The sequence below is a fragment of the Geomicrobium sp. JSM 1781026 genome (genome assembly GCF_041949955.1).
In the GTDB taxonomy this organism is placed as follows: Bacteria; Bacillota; Bacilli; order Bacillales; family Marinococcaceae; genus Geomicrobium_A.
The window spans coordinates 157,904-176,437 of record NZ_JBHFQF010000004.1 but is presented as its reverse complement, the minus strand read 5'-3'; the positions used below and the strand labels follow the sequence as shown (position 1 = coordinate 176,437).

At 45.2% G+C, this 18,534-nt stretch carries 20 protein-coding genes; 14 read left to right on the top strand and 6 right to left on the bottom strand.

Annotated features, from left to right (window positions below; translation table 11 throughout):
* Positions 1 to 412 precede the first annotated feature (412 nt).
* Both ACE1TF_RS08535 and mnmM read right to left on the bottom strand, forming a co-directional pair.
* Entirely contained in the window at positions 413 to 1,522 is a 1,110-nt protein-coding gene (locus ACE1TF_RS08535; protein WP_375015924.1) for an NAD(P)/FAD-dependent oxidoreductase, read from the bottom strand.
* Complete coding sequence (mnmM, locus tag ACE1TF_RS08530) at positions 1,515 to 2,102, bottom strand: tRNA 5-(aminomethyl)-2-thiouridylate-methyltransferase MnmM (RefSeq protein ID WP_375015922.1); 588 nt, start codon at positions 2,100 to 2,102, stop codon at positions 1,515 to 1,517. The genes ACE1TF_RS08535 and mnmM overlap by 8 nt, the downstream gene beginning before the upstream one ends.
* Before the next feature lie 104 nt (positions 2,103 to 2,206).
* Between mnmM and ACE1TF_RS08525 the strand changes: the two genes are divergently transcribed.
* Positions 2,207 to 3,376 (top strand): MDR family MFS transporter, encoded by a 1,170-nt coding sequence (locus ACE1TF_RS08525; protein WP_307189729.1) that lies wholly within the window; start codon positions 2,207 to 2,209, stop codon positions 3,374 to 3,376.
* A gap of 40 nt (positions 3,377 to 3,416) precedes the next feature.
* Here ACE1TF_RS08525 and ACE1TF_RS08520 read toward each other — a convergent pair whose 3' ends face one another.
* Entirely contained in the window at positions 3,417 to 3,554 is a 138-nt protein-coding gene (locus tag ACE1TF_RS08520; RefSeq protein WP_193744234.1) for a hypothetical protein, read from the bottom strand.
* Positions 3,555 to 3,851: 297 nt separating this feature from the next.
* Between ACE1TF_RS08520 and leuS the strand changes: the two genes are divergently transcribed.
* The 4 genes from leuS (at position 3,852) to ACE1TF_RS08500 (ending at position 7,563) form a co-directional block, all read left to right on the top strand.
* Positions 3,852 to 6,272, top strand: a complete 2,421-nt coding sequence (gene leuS / locus ACE1TF_RS08515) for a leucine--tRNA ligase (protein ID WP_375015919.1) — start codon at positions 3,852 to 3,854, stop codon at positions 6,270 to 6,272.
* A 65-nt stretch (positions 6,273 to 6,337) separates the two neighbouring features.
* On the top strand, positions 6,338 to 6,895 hold the full coding sequence (locus ACE1TF_RS08510; protein WP_375015917.1) for a shikimate kinase: 558 nt from the start codon (positions 6,338 to 6,340) through the stop codon (positions 6,893 to 6,895).
* A gap of 53 nt (positions 6,896 to 6,948) precedes the next feature.
* Positions 6,949 to 7,317, top strand: coding sequence for a hypothetical protein (locus ACE1TF_RS08505; RefSeq protein ID WP_375015915.1), 369 nt, complete (start codon positions 6,949 to 6,951; stop codon positions 7,315 to 7,317).
* A gap of 51 nt (positions 7,318 to 7,368) precedes the next feature.
* Positions 7,369 to 7,563, top strand: a complete 195-nt coding sequence (locus ACE1TF_RS08500; protein ID WP_042398432.1) for a helix-turn-helix transcriptional regulator — start codon at positions 7,369 to 7,371, stop codon at positions 7,561 to 7,563.
* A gap of 1,142 nt (positions 7,564 to 8,705) precedes the next feature.
* Here ACE1TF_RS08500 and ACE1TF_RS08495 read toward each other — a convergent pair.
* Positions 8,706 to 9,974 carry a BaiN/RdsA family NAD(P)/FAD-dependent oxidoreductase gene (locus ACE1TF_RS08495; protein WP_375015913.1) on the bottom strand — a complete coding sequence of 423 codons (1,269 nt, stop codon included), beginning with the start codon at positions 9,972 to 9,974 and terminating at the stop codon, positions 8,706 to 8,708.
* Positions 9,975 to 10,128: 154 nt separating this feature from the next.
* Here ACE1TF_RS08495 and ACE1TF_RS08490 point away from each other — a divergent pair, with 154 nt between their 5' ends.
* From ACE1TF_RS08490 to ACE1TF_RS08465, 6 genes are all read left to right on the top strand, one after another.
* Positions 10,129 to 10,533, top strand: coding sequence for a secondary thiamine-phosphate synthase enzyme YjbQ (locus tag ACE1TF_RS08490; RefSeq protein ID WP_375015911.1), 405 nt, complete (start codon positions 10,129 to 10,131; stop codon positions 10,531 to 10,533).
* Between the two features lie 23 nt (positions 10,534 to 10,556).
* Positions 10,557 to 10,901: a hypothetical protein gene (locus ACE1TF_RS08485; protein ID WP_375015909.1), complete on the top strand. Its 345-nt coding sequence runs from the start codon at positions 10,557 to 10,559 to the stop codon at positions 10,899 to 10,901.
* A 199-nt stretch (positions 10,902 to 11,100) separates the two neighbouring features.
* Positions 11,101 to 12,720, top strand: coding sequence for a putative polysaccharide biosynthesis protein (locus tag ACE1TF_RS08480; RefSeq protein ID WP_375015907.1), 1,620 nt, complete (start codon positions 11,101 to 11,103; stop codon positions 12,718 to 12,720).
* Between the two features lie 67 nt (positions 12,721 to 12,787).
* On the top strand, positions 12,788 to 13,954 hold the full coding sequence (gene ftsW / locus ACE1TF_RS08475; protein ID WP_042398433.1) for a putative lipid II flippase FtsW: 1,167 nt from the start codon (positions 12,788 to 12,790) through the stop codon (positions 13,952 to 13,954).
* A gap of 11 nt (positions 13,955 to 13,965) precedes the next feature.
* Positions 13,966 to 14,628 (top strand): hypothetical protein, encoded by a 663-nt coding sequence (locus tag ACE1TF_RS08470; protein WP_375015904.1) that lies wholly within the window; start codon positions 13,966 to 13,968, stop codon positions 14,626 to 14,628.
* Positions 14,618 to 15,346 (top strand): pseudouridine synthase, encoded by a 729-nt coding sequence (locus tag ACE1TF_RS08465; RefSeq protein WP_375015902.1) that lies wholly within the window; start codon positions 14,618 to 14,620, stop codon positions 15,344 to 15,346. The genes ACE1TF_RS08470 and ACE1TF_RS08465 overlap by 11 nt, the downstream gene beginning before the upstream one ends.
* Positions 15,347 to 15,401: 55 nt before the next feature.
* On the opposite strand, the gene ACE1TF_RS08460 is transcribed toward ACE1TF_RS08465, so the two are convergent.
* Both ACE1TF_RS08460 and cysK read right to left on the bottom strand, forming a co-directional pair.
* Positions 15,402 to 15,617: a DeoR family transcriptional regulator gene (locus ACE1TF_RS08460; protein ID WP_042398435.1), complete on the bottom strand. Its 216-nt coding sequence runs from the start codon at positions 15,615 to 15,617 to the stop codon at positions 15,402 to 15,404.
* A 195-nt stretch (positions 15,618 to 15,812) separates the two neighbouring features.
* Complete coding sequence (gene cysK, locus ACE1TF_RS08455; protein ID WP_042398436.1) at positions 15,813 to 16,748, bottom strand: cysteine synthase A; 936 nt, start codon at positions 16,746 to 16,748, stop codon at positions 15,813 to 15,815.
* Positions 16,749 to 16,902: 154 nt separating this feature from the next.
* On the opposite strand from cysK, the gene thpR reads away from it, so the two are divergent.
* Genes thpR through ACE1TF_RS08440 form a run of 3 tightly spaced genes read left to right on the top strand, consistent with a single transcriptional unit; the run spans position 16,903 to position 18,521 of the window.
* The gene (gene thpR, locus ACE1TF_RS08450) at positions 16,903 to 17,448 is read left to right on the top strand and encodes an RNA 2',3'-cyclic phosphodiesterase (RefSeq protein WP_375015900.1); all 546 of its coding nucleotides are present in this window, start codon (positions 16,903 to 16,905) and stop codon (positions 17,446 to 17,448) included.
* Between the two features lie 10 nt (positions 17,449 to 17,458).
* A complete protein-coding gene (locus ACE1TF_RS08445) occupies positions 17,459 to 17,839 on the top strand; it encodes a CidA/LrgA family protein (protein WP_375015898.1) in 381 nt (126 codons plus the stop codon).
* The gene (locus tag ACE1TF_RS08440; protein WP_042398443.1) at positions 17,832 to 18,521 is read left to right on the top strand and encodes an LrgB family protein; all 690 of its coding nucleotides are present in this window, start codon (positions 17,832 to 17,834) and stop codon (positions 18,519 to 18,521) included. The genes ACE1TF_RS08445 and ACE1TF_RS08440 overlap by 8 nt, the downstream gene beginning before the upstream one ends.
* Positions 18,522 to 18,534 lie beyond the last annotated feature (13 nt).

Below are 18,534 nucleotides of genomic sequence, written 5' to 3'. Positions count from 1 at the left end.
TCAACTAAATCCATACACTTTGGAGGTCAATAGCAGTAGATGCCCATCATTGCTACGTCTATTGTAAACGATTAAGATCGATCTCAAAGCCGATGAACGTTAGGCTTTAACGGTTGGTCTACCATTCGTTCGTGAAGAAATTCTTTCGTTCAACTTATATAGATAGTGTGAACTTTAGGTTTTCCTGATTGCGTTATTAATAGTTGCTTTCCTCTACAGGCGGATGCTCATGGGGTGAATGTGATCACTCATAATCACTCTGCTTATTGTAGGTTGTGCACGTATTTGACATCGAAGTGCACACATTCGACAAAGACCCCCCCTAAGCCCCGATGAAAGAGAACTACCATGCCCTTGAGCAGTACTCTACGTTCTTCGTCTCCGGTAGCAAGGCTTGCTGCAGGAGATTGTATTATTGGCTCATCGTAGGCTTGAAATTGGGTGCGTACCGACTTGTATCAAGATCAGGAGCGTGACCTAATGCCATACTACTGAGTACAGTGCCTAAGTAAGGACCCATCGTTAGGCCTGTGGACCCGAGACCGTTTGCAAAAAGAATATGGGGGAAACTTGGAAACGGGCCAAACGCAGGCAAGAAGTTTTCTGTGTACGGGCGAAATCCTACACGCGTACCAACGACTTCAGTATCTGTCAAACTAGGAAACGATTCATAGCACTGTTCGAGAATGGTTTCAATTCCCTCACGTGTAGGCGTAGGATCGAATTGTTCGGTATCCGTATGTGTCGTCCCGACGATAATTTTCTTATTGCTAAACGGAACGATATATTGTGTTCCTTGTGGGATGAGCACCGGACTGTCTTTAGTAAACACGGGTGATGCCAAATGAATGATTTCAGCTTTTTGGTGAGAGACGACGGGTTGAAGGTTCAAGGTGTGTAACCATTCATTCGCCCACGCACCTGCTGTTAATACGATTTGGTCAGCTTCCAAACGCTCCCCATCGACAAATAATTCTCCAGACTCATTGATGGTTGCATTGGCATGAAGCATTGTGACGCCATTTGCTTCTGCCTGTATTCTGAGATTGTTGACGAGTTTTTCGCCATCAACTCGCGCGCCGCCTTCGACATATAAGCCGTATGGTTCAACTGGTGTGACGGTTGTATAATCAGCAAAGTTATCACGGTCGAGAGGGATGAGCTCTCCGATTTCTGGTGCATCGAGACGTTTCTTCTTTGCACGCTCGAGCATTTGATCTCGTTTTTCTTTAGAGGGACTGAGGGCGATGGCGCCGCTACGATAAAACCCGGTGTCATCGTTACGAATCGAAGATAATTCTGCGACGAGTTTCGGATAATAGGCAGCGCCGTTTTTCACTAACGTGTACCAATCTTTATTTCGTCGTTGTGATAGCCAAGGACAAATGATGCCAGCCGCCGCTCGGGTTGCTTGTCCAGCATCTTGACGGTCAACAACGACAACATTTGCATCTGACTTTGACAACTCATAAGCAGTGCTCATGCCAAGTATGCCTCCACCAACGATGACAATTTTACGCATCGTTCTCTGCCCCTTTTCTTTTTTCAATCGCCAAAATAAACGGAGGGTCATTCGTGTGATTGATGAATTCGTATCGGGCGACAAGTGCTTCATGATGCGAGAGGGAGCATGTGAACTTCAGCAATGCATCCCGTTCTTTCTTTCCTTCCTCATGACCGTAATAGACTACGATGATAATGACCGCGCCTCTTGGCATGACACTGAGCAACTGCCTGACGGACGTAATCGTAGATGATGGTGAAGTGACGATGGTTTTATCGCCGCCCGGCAAGTAACCGAGATTGAATATTGCTGCTTTTGGGCTGTGTCCATTTAGATAGGTCATTACATTGGCATGACTGTCCTGGATCAGTTCAACATTGCTATGATCAATCTGCCTGTCCTCAAGGCGTTTTTTCGTGTGTTGGAGTGCTTCTTTTTGTATATCAAAACTGAGGACATACCCAGTATGTCCAACGACTTCTCGTAAAAATAATGTATCGTGACCGTTGCCGGCAGTGGCATCCATTGCCGTATCGCCTTCTGACAACGATTCTTCGAGTAGTGTGCGTACAAACGGTAAAATCTTAGGTACAGACAAAGTTTTTTTCCTCATTTCCTTATCATTGTTCGTCAATTAGTTTACCATGCGAGCATTGCCAGCTGCATTGAATTCGGTGTACACTGATGTTCGGTAGAAGGCAGGTGAGAACATTGCCAAAAATCATATGGCTATTAATTATCGGAATGAGTACGAACGTGATTGCCTCGTCATTTCTTTGGCCACTCAACACGATATACATTCATCAGCAATTAGGAGAGCCGCTCTCTGCAGCCGGGGTCGTTCTCATGATGTATGCAGGTGCTGGCGTCATTGGGAATATTATTGGCGGACGTTTGTTTGATCAGTTGGGTGGGTATAGGACACTCATCCTTGGGATGACGATCGCGTTAGTGAGCGCAGTTTGTTTAGCTTTTTTTCATGAATATTATCAATATATGGCCTTTTTAACAGGGATTGGTCTTGGGCACGGCATGATTGTTCCCGCCTTTTATTCTTTAGCAGGATCGTTATGGCCTGAGGGAGGTCGACGGCCGTTTAATGCGATGTACGTCGCCCAAAATGTAGGGGTTTCAGCAGGAACGGCTTTGGCAGGTGTTGTGGCTGCCTTTAATATTGAACTTATCTTTGCCGCGAACAGTTTTACATACTTGTTGTTGTTTTTATTTGCCGCGATCGCCTATCGAAATATTCAAGAGCGTTCCACGCAAGTGAAGTCACGAGAAAAAACGCCAGCTTTCAATGAGAAAAATATGAGAGCGCTAGTCATTTTGTCGGCAGGGTTCTTTATTTGTTGGCTTGCGTATGTTCAATGGTTATCAAACATCTCTGTACATATGCAAGACTTGAACATTGACTTGCGCAGCTACAGCATATTATGGACCATTAACGGGTTTTTAATCGTGCTCATGCAGCCATTAATGGCGATTGTCGTGAAAAAATGGGTGAAGACGTTAAAAGCTCAGTTGCTCGTAGGTGTAACGGTTTTTGCAGCTGCCTTTGCTGTACTGACAGGTGCAGAAGTATTTACCGGTTTTCTCGTTGCGATGCTTATTTTGACTGTTGGTGAACTTTTTGTTTGGCCTGCTGTGCCTACGATTGCCAATAAGATGGCACCAAAAGGTAGAGAAGGGTTTTATCAAGGAATTGTGAACAGTGTTGCGACCGGTGGACGAATGATCGGGCCGTTGTTCGGAGGAATCATTGCTGATTTGTATTCGATGCATATGGTGTTTGTAACGATCCTTTGCTTGTTTGTATTTGCGTTTATTGCATTCGCACTCTTTGATCGAAGCGTTGAGAAAGAGGGATGAAAAAGCGGCACCTTCGCTCTTAGTGAAGGTGCCGCAAACATTACTCATAGCGTGGCACTGGCTGTTTTCTTAAATAATCACGAATCGATTTTTTAAGCTTCCCAGTGAGTTTCTTTCGTTTATTCTGCTTTTTAGAATGAACGGCAGGTTCTCTGTCGTTTAAGATCTCGTGTACCACGTTGCACCCTCCTTCCAAGATCATGATTGCTTACGTATAGTATACGCTTATTTTCAATTTCATGCTCGTGGAATTTAAGAGCGGGTAACAAATGGCTAAACTGCCTGTCAGCCTTGACATTGACGAATTTCGAGCCTACAATGGCAATATCAAGAAATATGCAAAAGTAGCGATTTACCTGCTCAACAGTTGGAGCGGTGTATGTAAAATGTCTCCGAAGAGGGAGGCATTTTTCATTAAATCGAAAATGAAACCAAACATAAGTATTAATTGTTGTTTAAAAAGGAGGCGTCCTTTATGGCCTTTCCACATGACAAGATTGAGCAGAAGTGGCAAGCATATTGGGAGAATAACAAAACATTTAAAGCGGATACATCAAAAACGGATCAACCGAAATTTTACGCATTGGACATGTTTCCGTACCCATCCGGTGCAGGGTTGCACGTCGGTCATCCTGAAGGATATACAGCGACAGACATTCTTTCAAGAATGAAACGGATGCAAGGATACAATGTGCTTCATCCTATGGGCTGGGATGCATTTGGTCTTCCAGCAGAGCAATACGCATTGGATACGAACCAACACCCAAACACGTTTACCGAAAAAAACATCGGAACGTTCAAGCGTCAAATTAAAGAACTTGGGTTCTCTTATGATTGGGATCGCGAAATTAGCACGACCGATCCAGATTACTATAAATGGACACAATGGATCTTCATTCAACTGTACAAGCAAGGTCTTGCGTATGTCGATGAAGTAGCGGTGAATTGGTGTCCGGCATTAGGCACTGTTTTAGCGAACGAAGAAGTGATTGATGGGGTCAGTGAGCGCGGCGGACATCCTGTGGAAAGACGCCCGATGAAACAGTGGATGCTTCGGATTACAGAATATGCAGACCGGTTGCTTGACGATCTTGATGAGTTGGATTGGCCTGAGAGCATTAAAGATATGCAACGCAATTGGATTGGTAAATCAACGGGAGCAGAAGTGTCTTTTCATATTGAAGGTCATGAAGTGAACGTATTTACGACACGTCCAGATACACTATTTGGTGCAACGTACATGGTATTAGCACCGGAACATCCACTTGTAGATCAGGTGACGACAGCTGAGAAACGAGAAGCGGTGCAAAAGTATCAAAAACAAGTCGGAACGAAAAGTGATCTTGAACGTACAGATCTGGCAAAAGAGAAGTCTGGTGCGTTTACTGGAGCGTACGCAACAAACCCTGTGAATGGGGAGCGTATCCCTGTCTGGATTGCAGATTATGTGCTCATTAGTTACGGGACGGGAGCGGTAATGGCCGTTCCTGGCCACGATGAGAGGGATTTTGAGTTTGCAAAGACGTTTGACTTGCCGATTCGTGAAGTCGTTTCCGGAGGAGATCTCTCCGAGGAGGCATTTACCGGAGATGGTGAACATGTGAACTCTGAGTTTCTGAACGGACTCATGAAAGAAGAGGCGATTGAACAGATCGTCGCTTGGCTTGACGACAACGGTAAAGGTAAGAAACAAACGACGTATCGCCTTCGCGATTGGTTGTTCAGCCGCCAACGTTACTGGGGTGAGCCAATTCCAATGATTCATTGGGAAGATGGCAGTTTAACACCTGTCGCTGAGCAAGAACTGCCCCTCACTTTGCCAGATTTGGATGAGTTCAAACCTTCAGGTACGGGTGAATCCCCGCTTGCCAATGCAACCGATTGGCTCGAAGTGACCGATCCGAATACCGGAATGAAAGGTCGTCGGGAAACGAACACGATGCCACAATGGGCAGGGAGCTGCTGGTATTATTTACGATTCATCGACGCACATAATGATGAAGCACTTGCTGACCCAGAATTGTTAAAACAATGGTTGCCTGTTGATATTTATATCGGCGGAGCAGAACACGCCGTTCTTCACTTGTTGTACGCTCGTTTTTGGCATAAAGTGCTTTACGATATTGGGGTTGTGCCGACGAAAGAACCTTTCCAAAGGCTTTACAACCAAGGGATGATTCTTGGTGGTGAGAACAACGAGAAGATGAGTAAATCAAAAGGCAACGTCGTGAATCCAGATGATATCGTGGCTTCACACGGAGCAGACACATTACGTACGTACGAAATGTTTATGGGTCCACTTGACGCTTCCATCGCTTGGTCCACAAATGGCTTGGATGCATCACGACGATTCCTTGACCGGGTGTGGCGTTTGCTCATTGAAGAAGATGGCACACTTACAAGCAAAGTCGTAGACGATGCAGGGACGGACCATCCGTTACTCACAACGTACCATCAAACGATCGATAAAGTGACTGTCGACATGACGCATTTGCGCTTTAACACAGCGATTAGTCAGCTCATGGTATTCATTAATGCGGCGTACAAAGAAGAGGCACTACCTCGAGTGGCGATTGAAGGCTTTGTGAAAATGCTCTCGCCAATTGCTCCGCACATTGCTGAAGAGTTATGGGAGAAGCTTGGGGGAACGACGACGATTACGTATGAAGCGTGGCCGGTTCTCGATGAGCGTTACCTTGTCCAAGATGAAGTAGAAATTGTCGTTCAAGTGAACGGCAAAGTAAGAGCGAAGCTCGTGATGGCTAAAGATGCGACGAAAGAACAAATGGAAGAGATTGCGCTGTCTGACGAGAAAGTAGCAGCGAATATTGAAGGAAAAACGATTCGAAAAGTCGTTGCGGTTCCTGGTAAACTCGTCAACGTTGTTGCAACGTAACGAAAAAACCTGGTTGTCATTGTGACAGCCAGGTTTTTGTATACACGTAAGAAAGGGGGATAACGATGCAAAGAATCATACTCATCGGGCCGATCTGTAGTGGCAAAAGTTCGGTTGCAGATGAACTAACCAAACGATTAAACATGCCCCGGTGTGCCCTTGATGACGTTCGCTTCACGTATTACAAAGAGATGGGTTTTCGTGAAGATAAGCAAAAGCAGATCCATGAGCAAAAAGGATTTGCCGGAGTGTATGACTATTGGAAACCATTCGAAGCTCACGCTGTCGTAAGGACGCTCGATGACTACCCGTCTCACATTATTGATTTCGGAGCAGGACATTCTGTGTACGAGGACCGGAATTTGTTTAAGAAAGTACGTGAAGCTATGAAAGACGAGGCACACGTCTTTTTACTACTCCCAAGTGATGATGAGAATGAGTCGATCGATGTGTTGAACGAAAGATTGATGAATTTGACAACAGAGCAAGCCGTTCTAAACATCAATCGTCATTTCGTCCGCCATCCGTCCAACCGTATGTTGGCGACGCACACGGTGTATACGGAGGACAAAACGATTGCACAAGTGGCAGAGGAGATTACTGAGCTCGTGAATATGAAATAACATGCTATACTAAAGTCTGTATAGTAGGATTGAACAATATAAGGGGGAAAACATTGCGATACGCACTTCATTTTCTCGTTGCTGTATTACTCACTGCATTTTCATACTATTCAGGTAGTCTGATCGTTACAGATGAGCATTTCGTTTGGCAGTCTCTCGTCATCGGTTTCACTGTTGTTTCTATGGGTGCATTGACTGAGAAGCTCGGTGCACCGATCTGGCTCATCGTCTTGATGCCATTCCCGATTGGTATGAGCTTGCTATTTATGTTTTTAGGAGAGTTGGTCGGGGTTTGGGCCATTGCATATGCCGTTACGCTCACGATTTATACGATCCTTCATATGTTCGTAAGTTACTTGTTTCACTTTCATTCGCTCATCCCCGCTTGGAAGTTATCTAAACGTACGGTAAAGCCCGTTTGACAAAGAGCCCGTTATCTTATACGGTTTTTACAAAAAAGTAGGACTGAAACGATGGAAAACCGAATGAAAGAACTCCGGAAAGCGCAACGACTATCACAAGAAGGCGCCGCTAGTCTTCTCGGTGTATCTAGACAAACGATTATTTCTATTGAAAAAGGGGTGTATAACCCGTCGTTACCTCTTGCGTTTCAAATTGCTAAGCTGTTCGATAAGAAAATTGAAGAAGTGTTTCTATTTGAAGAATAGCCGCCAACGTGCGGGGATTGAAAGCCGATCATGATGTGGAAGATTACGATAATTCTTTGAGACGATCGGTTAGAGAAATGGGTGTGACGATTATTTGTACTCACACATAGTCAAAAGCCATGTTGATACCCCTTAACAGGTGTTTACGGGGATTCTGTTTCCAAAGAGCTTTGATTGGAAATAGAATTGTCGACCTAAACCTGTTTTGCTCTATTCTGTTTCCAATCGATGGACGTTTCATTCCAAACAGACGTTTATGGAAGCAGATCGAGCACTTAAAAGAAAATGAACGACAGTCTACTTCCAAAGTCTCCTTCATTCTCGCAATCGTTTACACGCTTTGCCGCGATCACATTGAAAGCGATGTCTGGGTATGGTCATATGGTAAAAAATTGCGAGACAGTCCCTTTGCTATAGTCGAGGGATTTTTTGATTCAACATATGTAGGTCAGTACGTCCGCGATCTAATATAGAATGAACTTAAGATTTTCCTGAATTGCGCTGTTGGGTGTTGGGTTGGAGAGATAGCGCGGTGCCATTTTGCGCGCTAGTTTATCCTTTCTGCGCGCAAGTTTGCCTAGTTAAATGATTTTGGCGCTCATTCCGCTAAACTTGCGCGCAGTTTGTTCCAACTGGAGCGCAGATTCAATGCCCATAAGCGAGCACCTTGTCGGCCCCAGCGGGGCCGAAGCCAAATCGGACTCGGTTCGGGGCGGTTCGCGCCGACGTCTTGTGGGTACTTCGGGGCGAGGGTGTACACATGACCCGGTGATCTGTTACCGAGTTTGCTCATTCTGTTACCTAGTTTAGGAGAATCTATCGCTTTTTCTACGATTTTCGCCAACTTGAGAACAGTTCGGGCGCAACTCGAGCACAGTTTTCACTTTACCAAGCTTCCCATTGGTTCTTGAAGAAATTGTTTAGTTCACCCTATCAAGATCGTCAAAAACCAATATATCCCAATTTCTCAGTGCGTAGAATGTGGACTTTTCCTCGCTACACCGTCGCGCTCGCAAAATGGGAGGTTTACTGAAAAACCGGATGTGTGTAAGAGCTCATCCGGTTTTTCAGTCGTCTCGGAGCTTCCCGTACGTGCCAAAGATGGTCATAACACTTCCTCGCCTAATTTGTTGTTAAATGGCTTAACTCGGTGTTTCATCATCTAATGCAGCGTTTTTACCTGCTGTATACCCTGTAGAGAATGCTACAGTAATATTAAAGCCACCTGTGTAGCCGTGAATGTCGAGTACCTCACCACAAAAGTATAAGCCTCGTTTCTTTTTGGAGGCCATCGTTTTCGGAACGATTTCTTTTATGGATACCCCTCCACCGGTGACAAAGGCTTTCTCGATGGAAAGTGTTCCGTTTGCTCGTAATGGAAATGCTTTAAATAGACGGGCAAGCTCTTCAAGCTGCACAGTCGTTACGTTGCGCAAAGGCATATCTTTGTCGACATTTCCATGCTCTAGAAGCAGTGCTAAGTAACGTTCAGGTGCGACGTTGCTCAGCGCATTTTTAATACTTTTTGCTCCGTCATCGCTTTTTCTTTGCTCAAATTGTTGTACGAGTTTGTGTACGCTCGTTTCTGGATACAAGTCAATCGTTAGTGTGACCGGGTTTTCGGGATGTTTCTTTCGTTCTTTCACGACGTATTGGCTACAGCGGAGTGCAATCGGTCCAGAGAGACCGAAGTGGGTGAAGAGCACGTCGCCTTCGTGCGTCACGATTGTTTTCTTCTTTTTGTTCCAAACCGTCATTTGAACATCTCGCAAAGATAAGCCTTGTACGGTCTTACTCTTAATGAACGGTTCGTTTAATGTAATCGGAACTTCAGTAGGATAGAGATCGGTGACGGTATGACCTGCAGCCTTCGCCCACGGGTATGCATCACCTGTGCTCCCGGTGTGTGGCACACTTGTCCCCCCTGTAGCGACGATGACGGCATCGGCCCGTTGCTCTTGGCCGTTTTCTAACCGAATACCAGCAATTTGATCTGCTTGAATGATCAAACTTTTGACGCGTTGGTTCGTTTGAATCGTGACACCTAGCCGTTTAATCTCCCGAAGCAGCGTTTCTACAACGGTTTGAGCTTTATCTGTAACCGGGAACATGCGCCCCATATCTTCCTCTTTCAAGCGGATGCCGAGGTTTTCAAAGTAAGCGATAATGTCCTCATTATTAAAGACGGAAAAGGGGCTGTGCATAAATTTTCCGTTGCCAGGAATGAACGAAATGAGTTGCCCTAATTCCATCCGGTTTGTCACATTGCACCTGCCACCTCCAGAGATGGCTAACTTGCGCCCGAGTTTCGTTCCTTTATCAACAATTGTCACATGTGCACCTTCAGTTGCAGCGGAGACTGCAGCCATTAACCCTGAAGGCCCACCGCCGATAATGATGATTCTTTTCATACGTTTTCTCCTTTTTTATCTTGTCCTTCGTCATCATATCACAGCCGTTTTCCAATTCGCTACACAGCCTCACCCCGTACAATTGTTGAAAGTGGGTACGTTTTTCCCTTATTGTGGATGTAGACACGAACTGAAGAAGAGGTGAGAGAGGACGATGAAACGATTCTCCTATCAAACAGATAAGCATAATGATATGATTGAAATTACCGATGATTTGCACGAATGGGTGCAATCCGAAGGATTTACAGACGGTGTGCTCACCGTATTTAACCTTCACACAACAGCTGGGATAACCATTAATGAAAATGCCGACCCGGATGTAAAAACCGACTTTCTTCGTAGAATGGATGAAACGTTCCCTTGGCATGACGACAATGATCGTCACGGTGAAGGAAACAGCGCTGCCCATATGAAAGCGAGCACGGTCGGTGCGAGCGAGACCCTTCTTGTCGAAGGTGGCAAACTCGTTTTAGGGACGTGGCAAGGCGTTTATTTCTGTGAATTTGATGGACCGAGACGTGCACGAACAGTCGTCGCCTCGTTCCAAGCTGAACGCTAAATAATCGTAAGGAGAGGGATGACATGAGCAGGAGAGGTAGAGGTGGAGGTCGACCGAGAGCATCTTCAAGAAGACCGGGAGGCGCTAGGACAAACCGGCCATCTGGCAGAAATCGACCGAGAGCATCTAGTTCAGGTGGCGGTAATTTTAGAAAACAGAGCAATTCTTCAAACGGAAGCGGTCGCGGAGGTTCGTTTCTCGGCGGCATGGCGGTAGGATCGATGATGGGGAGAAGACGTGGCGGTGGCTATGGATACGGCAGAGGTCATGCCGGTGGCTCTGGCGGACTAATGGGCATGATCGGTTGTTTCGGTATGCTTTTAGTCATTGGCGTTATCGCATTTATTTTGTATCTGTTACTCAGTTAATTGGAGAATAATCACGAGCGAAGTAGCGGTTCGGATATCGTTTCTAAAAAACTTGGTAGCGTATTACGGAGAGGTTCAAGTAAGGGCAATAAGCTCTGTGGGGGACCTTGCCACGAATTTGGCAAGGTTCTTTTTTGTGAACGCTTCTACATATGGTAAAATGCGAGAGATGAGTAGGTGAAGGGTGCGTTGAAAAGGTATGGCAGAAAATAAACTCGTGCGCGGGACGATGATGTTAACAGGTGCAACTTTATTTTCCCGTGTGCTTGGACTTTTATACATATTTCCGTTTACGGCGATGGTCGGACAACAAGGGAATGCATTGTATTCCTATGGATATTTACCGTATACACTTTTATTAAGTCTCTCCACTTTAGGCATTCCGATGGCAGTGTCTAAATTTGTGGCGAAGTATCATGCGATGGGGGATTATAAGACAGGTCATCGGCTATTTCGGTCATCGCTTTTGGTGATGGCAATCACCGGCTTTTTATCATTTTTATTGTTATTTTTCTTAGCACCTTGGATTGCTGAAGGGGTATTGCCTAATAATGACCCGACGGGGAATCGGACCGAAGATGTGGTGTTCACAATCCGTATGGTGAGTATCGCGCTTATTATTATACCGATCATGGGTGTCATACGAGGGTACTTTCAAGGGTTTCAGTCGATGGGTCCTACAGCAATTTCTCAAGTCGTTGAACAGATCTTTAGAGTTAGTTTTATTCTTATCATTACGTTTCTTATTTTACAAGTTGGGGATGGCTCGATTGGGACGGCGGTAGGTTGGGCGACCTTTGGAGCATTTATTGGCGGGCTTGGTTCATTTCTCGTGCTCTTCTACTTTTGGCAGAAAAGAAAAGCAGGAATCTATGCCCAAATCAGCGAATCTAACACAGGAGCCGAGGAGCTTCCGCTACGAGGGATGTATAAGGAACTTATACGTTATGCGTTGCCTCTTTCGTTTGTAGGACTAGCGATTCCTCTTTATCAGCTTATAGACATGGCAACATTTAGCTCAGCGATGACGAATGGTTTTGGTGTGAGCGATGGGGAAGCTGAAACAGCCTTCGGGATCTTCGTAAGGACGAGCCATTCGGTAATTCTTATACCTGTAGCCGTCGCAACAGCGATGAGTGTGAATATCATCCCTGCGATTACCCGCTCGAATACAAAGGGCGCAATCGATGAAATGAAGTCCTACATTACGAAGAGTTTGCAACTCATTTTGTTTTTTACTGTTCCAGCAATGGTCGGTCTCATTCTTCTTTCCGAACCGGCGTTTGCGGCACTGTTCGGGATGGAAGACTACGTGCTCGGTGGCCACATTCTTGGAATGTATGCGCCAGCTGCTGTATTGTTCTCGTTGTTTGCCGTGACAGCTGCAATGCTTCAAGGCATGAATCGGCAAAAGCAAGCCATTACAGGGCTATTAATCGGCCTTGTACTGAAGTTGTCGTTAAACTATATACTCATTTCGTTATTTGGTCCCGGTGGGGCGGTATTTGCGACGTTAATCGGATATACAAGTGCAATTGTTTATAATATCATTGCGATCATTCGCCACACTGGTTATTCCATCATACCATTAGGAAAACCAGCACTACTCACAGTGGGAATCTCCTTTGTGATGGGGCTATCGGTATGGATTGTTCGTGAAGGAGGACTCGTTCTTTTTGATGCAACAACGCAACTTGGTCTCACATCTGTGTTGTTCTTCGGCGTTCTTACGGGTGGATTAGTGTTTATGATTCTCACGATTCGTTTAGGTTTAGCGGGTTCCGTACTTGGAGATCGTTTTAAGATGTTAAGAAACTGACATAACTGTGGTAGAAAAAGCATGCTAGAATGAAAGAATCATTTCCAAATATTAGGCAGGTGAGGATATGCTAGCACGGTTTCGAGCGTTTGACTGGATTTTTATTTGCACGGTTTTGGCACTTTCGGTATTCGGACTGCTCATGGTATATAGTGCTAGTTATCCTGCGGCAATAAACAGTGGCAGTCCGGCGACTTCTGTAGTCAGTCGGCAAGTTGTGTTTTTCTTTATCGGTATCGCGCTGTTTCTCATCGTCATGAATTTCCGTTATCAATTTTTCAAGCAATTAAGCCCGATCATTATTGTCGGTTCGTTAATTTTGCTTGTGCTTGTGCCGTTTATCGGTATTGAAGATAAAGGAGCAACCCGGTGGATATCCATTGCTGGCTTTACAATCCAGCCTTCGGAGTTCGTAAAGCTAGGTGTGGTGATTTACTTAGCAGCGGTGTATTCCAAAAAGCATCAATACATTAATCGTTTTGTAACCGGCGTACTGCCACCACTCGTCCTTGTCGTTTTCGTATTTACCCTCATTCTTGCGCAACCCGACCTCGGTACCGCAGTTACGATTTTACTCGTAACCGGAGTGATTATCTTTTTGTCGGGGGCAAGATTACGACACTTAATAATGCTTGGTACCTTATCGGCAGGTTCAGTTGCTTTTCTTGTGACCCAAGAGGAGTACAGAATGAACCGGATCCTTGCGTTCATGGACCCGTTTGCACACCAAGAAACTCATGGACATCAACTCATTCAATCGTACTATGCGATTGCCAACGGGGGTGTGACAGGGACGGGTTTTGGACAAAGTATACAAAAGCTCGGTTACTTACCAGAACCACATAATGACTTTATCTTGGCAATTATTGCTGAAGAAACCGGCATTTTTGGTGTAGGTTTTGTTATTCTTTGCTTCTTAATCATCGGTTTTCGAGGAGTCATTATCGGCAGTCGGTGTAAGACGATGTTTGGCTCATTGCTCGCGTATGGTTTTGTGTTCATGTTTATGTTCCAATTCATTTTTAACGCAGGCGCGGTTAGCGGCACGATGCCAATCACAGGAATTACGTTGCCATTTGTCAGTGCAGGAGGGTCATCCCTCATCGTTTCCTTTGTTGCAGCGGCAATTGTAGCGAACATATCAAGGCAAAATGCGAAAGAACGAGAACAAAGCATGGATGATGAAGTTCAACAAGACGATTCACAAGTGACGATGGCGAGTGGCCAACGTTAGGAGGGATCACAATGCTCGTCGTAGGTTTTGGAAAGCTAGGGCAGGCGATCGTTTCGGCACTTCACAATCACGGGGTCGAGGAAGTGAAGGTGTACAATCGGACGGTAAGCAAAGCAGCAGAAGTAGCGGGAGTTGCCGTCGTTAAACCCGAGCAGTTCTCTTACGAAAACCAAGTCATCATCGCCCTTCCGGCTCATGTATATGAGCCGTTTTTTTTGAAATATGCCAAAGCCTTCCCGGAGGATTGTCAGTTTTTTTATACGGCAACGAATCTAGATTTTAACGACGTCTCAGCTCTGTTAACAAAACAACAGCGGGCGACTTCAGTGAAGTTGCTGGGGCACGCGTATACGTTAGAGAGGGCGGGGACATTTGTCGTTTCGACGGAGGAGGATCGTCGATTATTCTCAAGCGTGACAAGCGGGGCGTTTTCAACCATCGTTAATACAGAGTCGTCCGTTAGAATGGCAAATACGATCGTGACGACAGAGACTTTGCGAGCCATTGTTTCAATTGAACAGCAATTAAAAGCGAAACATTTCGATGAACAAATGATCGAGCGAGCGATCAAGAGCATGATTCCAGGGATCGTTGAAGCCCATGTCACCGATACTCACGGTGGGTTTGCCCGTTCAATCATGGAACGTTGGGAGAATGAGAATGATGGAAAGTGAATGGCGACTAGATCGATGGTTGGCAAAAGCAGGCGTCGGCTCACGAAAAGATGTAAAAAAGCTGTTAAAGAAGAAACGTGTGAAACAAAATGGTCAGGTTGTGACCGATGCCTCGGCAAAAGTCCACATCGAACAAGATACGATTACTTTAGATGGGAACCCGATTACAGCGAACACGGGCCCGATTTATTTACTAATGAACAAGCAAAAAAATCGCGTGAGTGCGACGACAGACGCGGAGAATGTGACCGTACTAGCAGATGTGGAAGAACAGTTTCGTGCGGATTTATTTCCAGTCGGAAGGCTCGATAAAGATACGGAAGGGTTATTGTTGTTGACGAATGATGGAGACTTTGCTCATCGGCTTACATCACCGAAATATGAGATTGAAAAAGAGTACGAAGTGACATTGGATGAGCTACCTGCAGATGAGGAATTACAAGCGTTGGAAAAAGGCATTCAGTTAAAAGATGGTACGGTTACAAAGCCAGCCAAACTCCAGTGGGATGACGAGTCCGATAAACCGAACGTTACGATTACCCTTACCGAAGGGAAATATCATCAAGTGAAGCGGATGTTTGGGGCGCTTGGGCGCCGAGTAACGGAATTAAAGAGAATTCGAATCGGTTCGTTATCATTGGACGAAGATCTTAAACCAGGGGAGTACCGAGAGTTAACTACCGATGAACTCAAAAACCTATTTCGTTATATCCATTAAAAAAGACCAGCTCTTCGTCGAGGAGCTGGATTTTGTATGTTTACGTGTATGGTTTCTATGAGGCTTGACTTTTGCGACTTGAAGTCCATTTACCGCGACTCGGACTGTGAACAAGATTGTTATATTCCAAAACATTCAAGTCACGTTGTATCGTTCGCTGCGTAATTCCGAATTCATCAACCAGTTCTTGAGTTGTTACCGTGCCTTCTTTACGAATAAACAAGTAAATTGACTTAATTCTAATAAGCATCCGGTCGGTTGAAGATCGCAAATAACCACTCCCTCGATCAAGATGGAACCGGGGAAACGATGGATAATCTCTCTATATAATCCGTCGCAGGCACTAGACAATCGACTAGACCAATCTAAGCTTGTTGTATTCGTGTTGTGACAGGTCCGCGCAATGTCTGGTGTCCCTGATTCCTCCTCATTGTACTACACCCGTAAAGTAAGATCAAAAGAACTTTTACGCATCAAATTGAAACAAGTCGGTAGATAAATACCGCTCGCCTGTGTCGCAAGCAATGGCAACAACGACATCGCCTGGTAGCAAACGTTTCGCTAGTTCAATTGCCGCAAAACAAGCAGCACCAGACGACGGTCCAACAAGAATGCCTTCTTCTCGTGCCAGTTTGCGTACTGTATCGTAGGCATCTTCATCAGAAATGCGATCGATATCATTGTATACAGACTGATTTAAAATCGGAGGGACAAACCCAGGGGACGTTCCTACTAATTTGTGGGGTCCTGGTTTTCCACCAGAAAGTACCGGTGAGCCTTTCGGTTCGACAACACGTACAGTAAGGTCTGGATAGTATTCACGTAATGCTTCGCCCGTGCCCGTAATCGTGCCACCTGTTCCAGATGCCGCAACAAAACCTGCAAGCGGTTGGTTTAGTGAAGAAATCGCTTTATGAATTTCTTGAGCTGTCGTTTTACGGTGGGCATCAGGGTTTGCTTCATTTTCAAATTGCATCGGCATAAAGCTATTTGGAATTTCTTTCGTTAGTTCGTGCGCACGATCAATGGCTCCTGGCATCTTTTTGTCGCCAGGCGTGAGTACCACTTCAGCGCCGTATGCTTTAAGAAGGTTAATTCTCTCTTGGGACATCGTATCTGGCATCGTTAAAATGCAACGGTAGCCTCTCACAGCCGCATTCATCGCTAACCCGATTCCTGTATTTCCAGAAGTAGGTTCAATAATTGTTGTTTCAGATGTAATCTTGCCTGCTTGTTCGCCTTGGACAATCATCTCTCTTGCCGCTCGGTCCTTTACACTACCGCTTGGGTTTTGGTACTCAAGCTTTAAATACACATCTGCAGCAGCTTCTGGAACAATGCGGTTGAGCTTCACAAGGGGTGTATTGCCGACGAGTTCGTCAATTTGGTTATATACATGCATGATCTTCACTCCATATTCTAGTTAATGCTTATTAATCAGATCGTCTTTCTATTATAACGAAGAAGCCGAGTTCTTAAAAGAAGCACCTATTTCTAAATGCCAGGTTTTGAGATACGATAATGAAGAGAAGAGGGTTAAAACGGAGTGAACAAAAATGGAAACTCATTATTTTTTTGCAATCCCTATACCAAGGCCAATCGGTCAGAAAATCCAAACCGTGAGTGAGCAGCTAAACGTTGCGAAGTACTATCGCCAAGTGACCCACTGCCAAGATTATCATATTACCCTAAAGTTTTTAGGGGGGATGACCGATACTCAGTTTAGAGATCTTCAAACCTTCACACAAAAAATCGCTGAAGAGGTGGCACCGTTTGACATCACGCTTTCACGAGTAGAGGCATTCGGAAACCGTGAAACACCACGTGTGTTATATGTCGGTGTTGATGGAGGATTGCCGCTCGTCAATTTGCAAAAAAACGTTGAGGCGCTTTCTGTTCAAGCAGGATTTCGAGCAGAGCAGCGGGCGTATACCCCGCATGTTACACTCGCCAAAAGATCAAACGGGTGCGCAAGCGATACACATTTGCATGACGAAACGGTTGCAGAACGTTGGACGGTGCCGGGGTTTTGTCTATATCGAGTAAATCACGGGCAAACCCCTCGTTATGAACAACTTCGTCAGTTTATCTTCACGGGATGAGGGAAGCACCATGAAGCGACATACAAAATTTATCGTGTTCTTGGCTCAACTCGTAGGGTTTTACGGCCTTCATTTACTTGGAACGTGGGCAAGTCATTTTTTACCGTTACCCGTTCCAGGCAGTGTGATTGGCATGATTTTATTGCTACTTCTATTGTACACAGGAATCATCAAACTTCACTGGGTTGAACAAGGAGCAAGGATTTTAATTATGCATTTGCCGTTATTATTTTTGCCGATCATGGCTGGGCTTATCCAACATCAAGACTTGTTACAGCCGACCGGGTTCTTTATGTTACTTGCAACAGTTGTGAGCACATGGCTCGTCATGATTATCGCTGGGTTACTGAGCCGCAAAATGATGAAAAAAGGCGGTGAACAGTATGAATGAATGGCTAATCGCGATTATTTTTATACTGCTTACTGTCGGTATTTATATGCTAGCTAGAAAATTGCATGAAATGCATAGAGCGTTATACACGATGCCATTTATAACAGGTACAGTTTTTCTCGTCGTGTTACTCATTGTTTTTCAAATCCCATATGAAACCTATCAGATCGGTGGAGAGTGGCTAGAAATGTGGCTCGGACCAGCAATTGTAGCGTTAGCCGTGCCACTTTATAAAGAGAGACACACATTAAAGAAATACTTCCTGCCGATTATGGTTCCGGTGCTAACAGGTGCGGCTACAGGCGTTGTCAGCGTGTATGCATTTGCGGCAGTTGCCAGTATAGATCGATCGAGTATACATGCACTCGTGCCCAAGTCAGTCACCGCTCCGGTTGCGATGGACATCGCTGAGGCGCTACAAGCAGAGCCTTCTGTTGCTGCATTGTTTGTGCTTGTTGCCGGAGTGAGTGGTGTGTTGCTCTCTTCTGTAACCTTTCGAATGTTTAACATTGATCACCCGTTAGCTCGTGGAATTGCTTTAGGCGCTTCTGCACACGCCATCGGCACAGCAATTGCCATGGAAAAAGACTCACTTGAAGGGGCAGCAAGTTCCGTATCAATGACGATTAGTGCACTTCTTCTTTCAATGCTCACCCCCTTACTTGCTTTTATACTGATTTAAGACAGGAGAAATG

Coding starts and splice junctions, on each gene's coding strand:
- ACE1TF_RS08510 (WP_375015917.1), top strand. CDS start 6,338: ATGCAAAGAATCATACTCATCGGGCCGATCTGTAGTGGCAAAAGTTCG.
- cysK (WP_042398436.1), bottom strand. CDS start 16,748: ATGCATGTATATAACCAAATTGACGAACTCGTCGGCAATACACCCCTT.
- ACE1TF_RS08440 (WP_042398443.1), top strand. CDS start 17,832: ATGAATGAATGGCTAATCGCGATTATTTTTATACTGCTTACTGTCGGT.
- ftsW (WP_042398433.1), top strand. CDS start 12,788: ATGCTAGCACGGTTTCGAGCGTTTGACTGGATTTTTATTTGCACGGTT.
- ACE1TF_RS08535 (WP_375015924.1), bottom strand. CDS start 1,522: ATGCGTAAAATTGTCATCGTTGGTGGAGGCATACTTGGCATGAGCACT.
- thpR (WP_375015900.1), top strand. CDS start 16,903: ATGGAAACTCATTATTTTTTTGCAATCCCTATACCAAGGCCAATCGGT.
- ACE1TF_RS08485 (WP_375015909.1), top strand. CDS start 10,557: ATGAGCAGGAGAGGTAGAGGTGGAGGTCGACCGAGAGCATCTTCAAGA.
- ACE1TF_RS08465 (WP_375015902.1), top strand. CDS start 14,618: ATGGAAAGTGAATGGCGACTAGATCGATGGTTGGCAAAAGCAGGCGTC.
- ACE1TF_RS08490 (WP_375015911.1), top strand. CDS start 10,129: ATGAAACGATTCTCCTATCAAACAGATAAGCATAATGATATGATTGAA.
- leuS (WP_375015919.1), top strand. CDS start 3,852: ATGGCCTTTCCACATGACAAGATTGAGCAGAAGTGGCAAGCATATTGG.
- ACE1TF_RS08500 (WP_042398432.1), top strand. CDS start 7,369: ATGGAAAACCGAATGAAAGAACTCCGGAAAGCGCAACGACTATCACAA.
- ACE1TF_RS08480 (WP_375015907.1), top strand. CDS start 11,101: ATGGCAGAAAATAAACTCGTGCGCGGGACGATGATGTTAACAGGTGCA.
- ACE1TF_RS08445 (WP_375015898.1), top strand. CDS start 17,459: ATGAAGCGACATACAAAATTTATCGTGTTCTTGGCTCAACTCGTAGGG.
- ACE1TF_RS08495 (WP_375015913.1), bottom strand. CDS start 9,974: ATGAAAAGAATCATCATTATCGGCGGTGGGCCTTCAGGGTTAATGGCT.
- ACE1TF_RS08470 (WP_375015904.1), top strand. CDS start 13,966: ATGCTCGTCGTAGGTTTTGGAAAGCTAGGGCAGGCGATCGTTTCGGCA.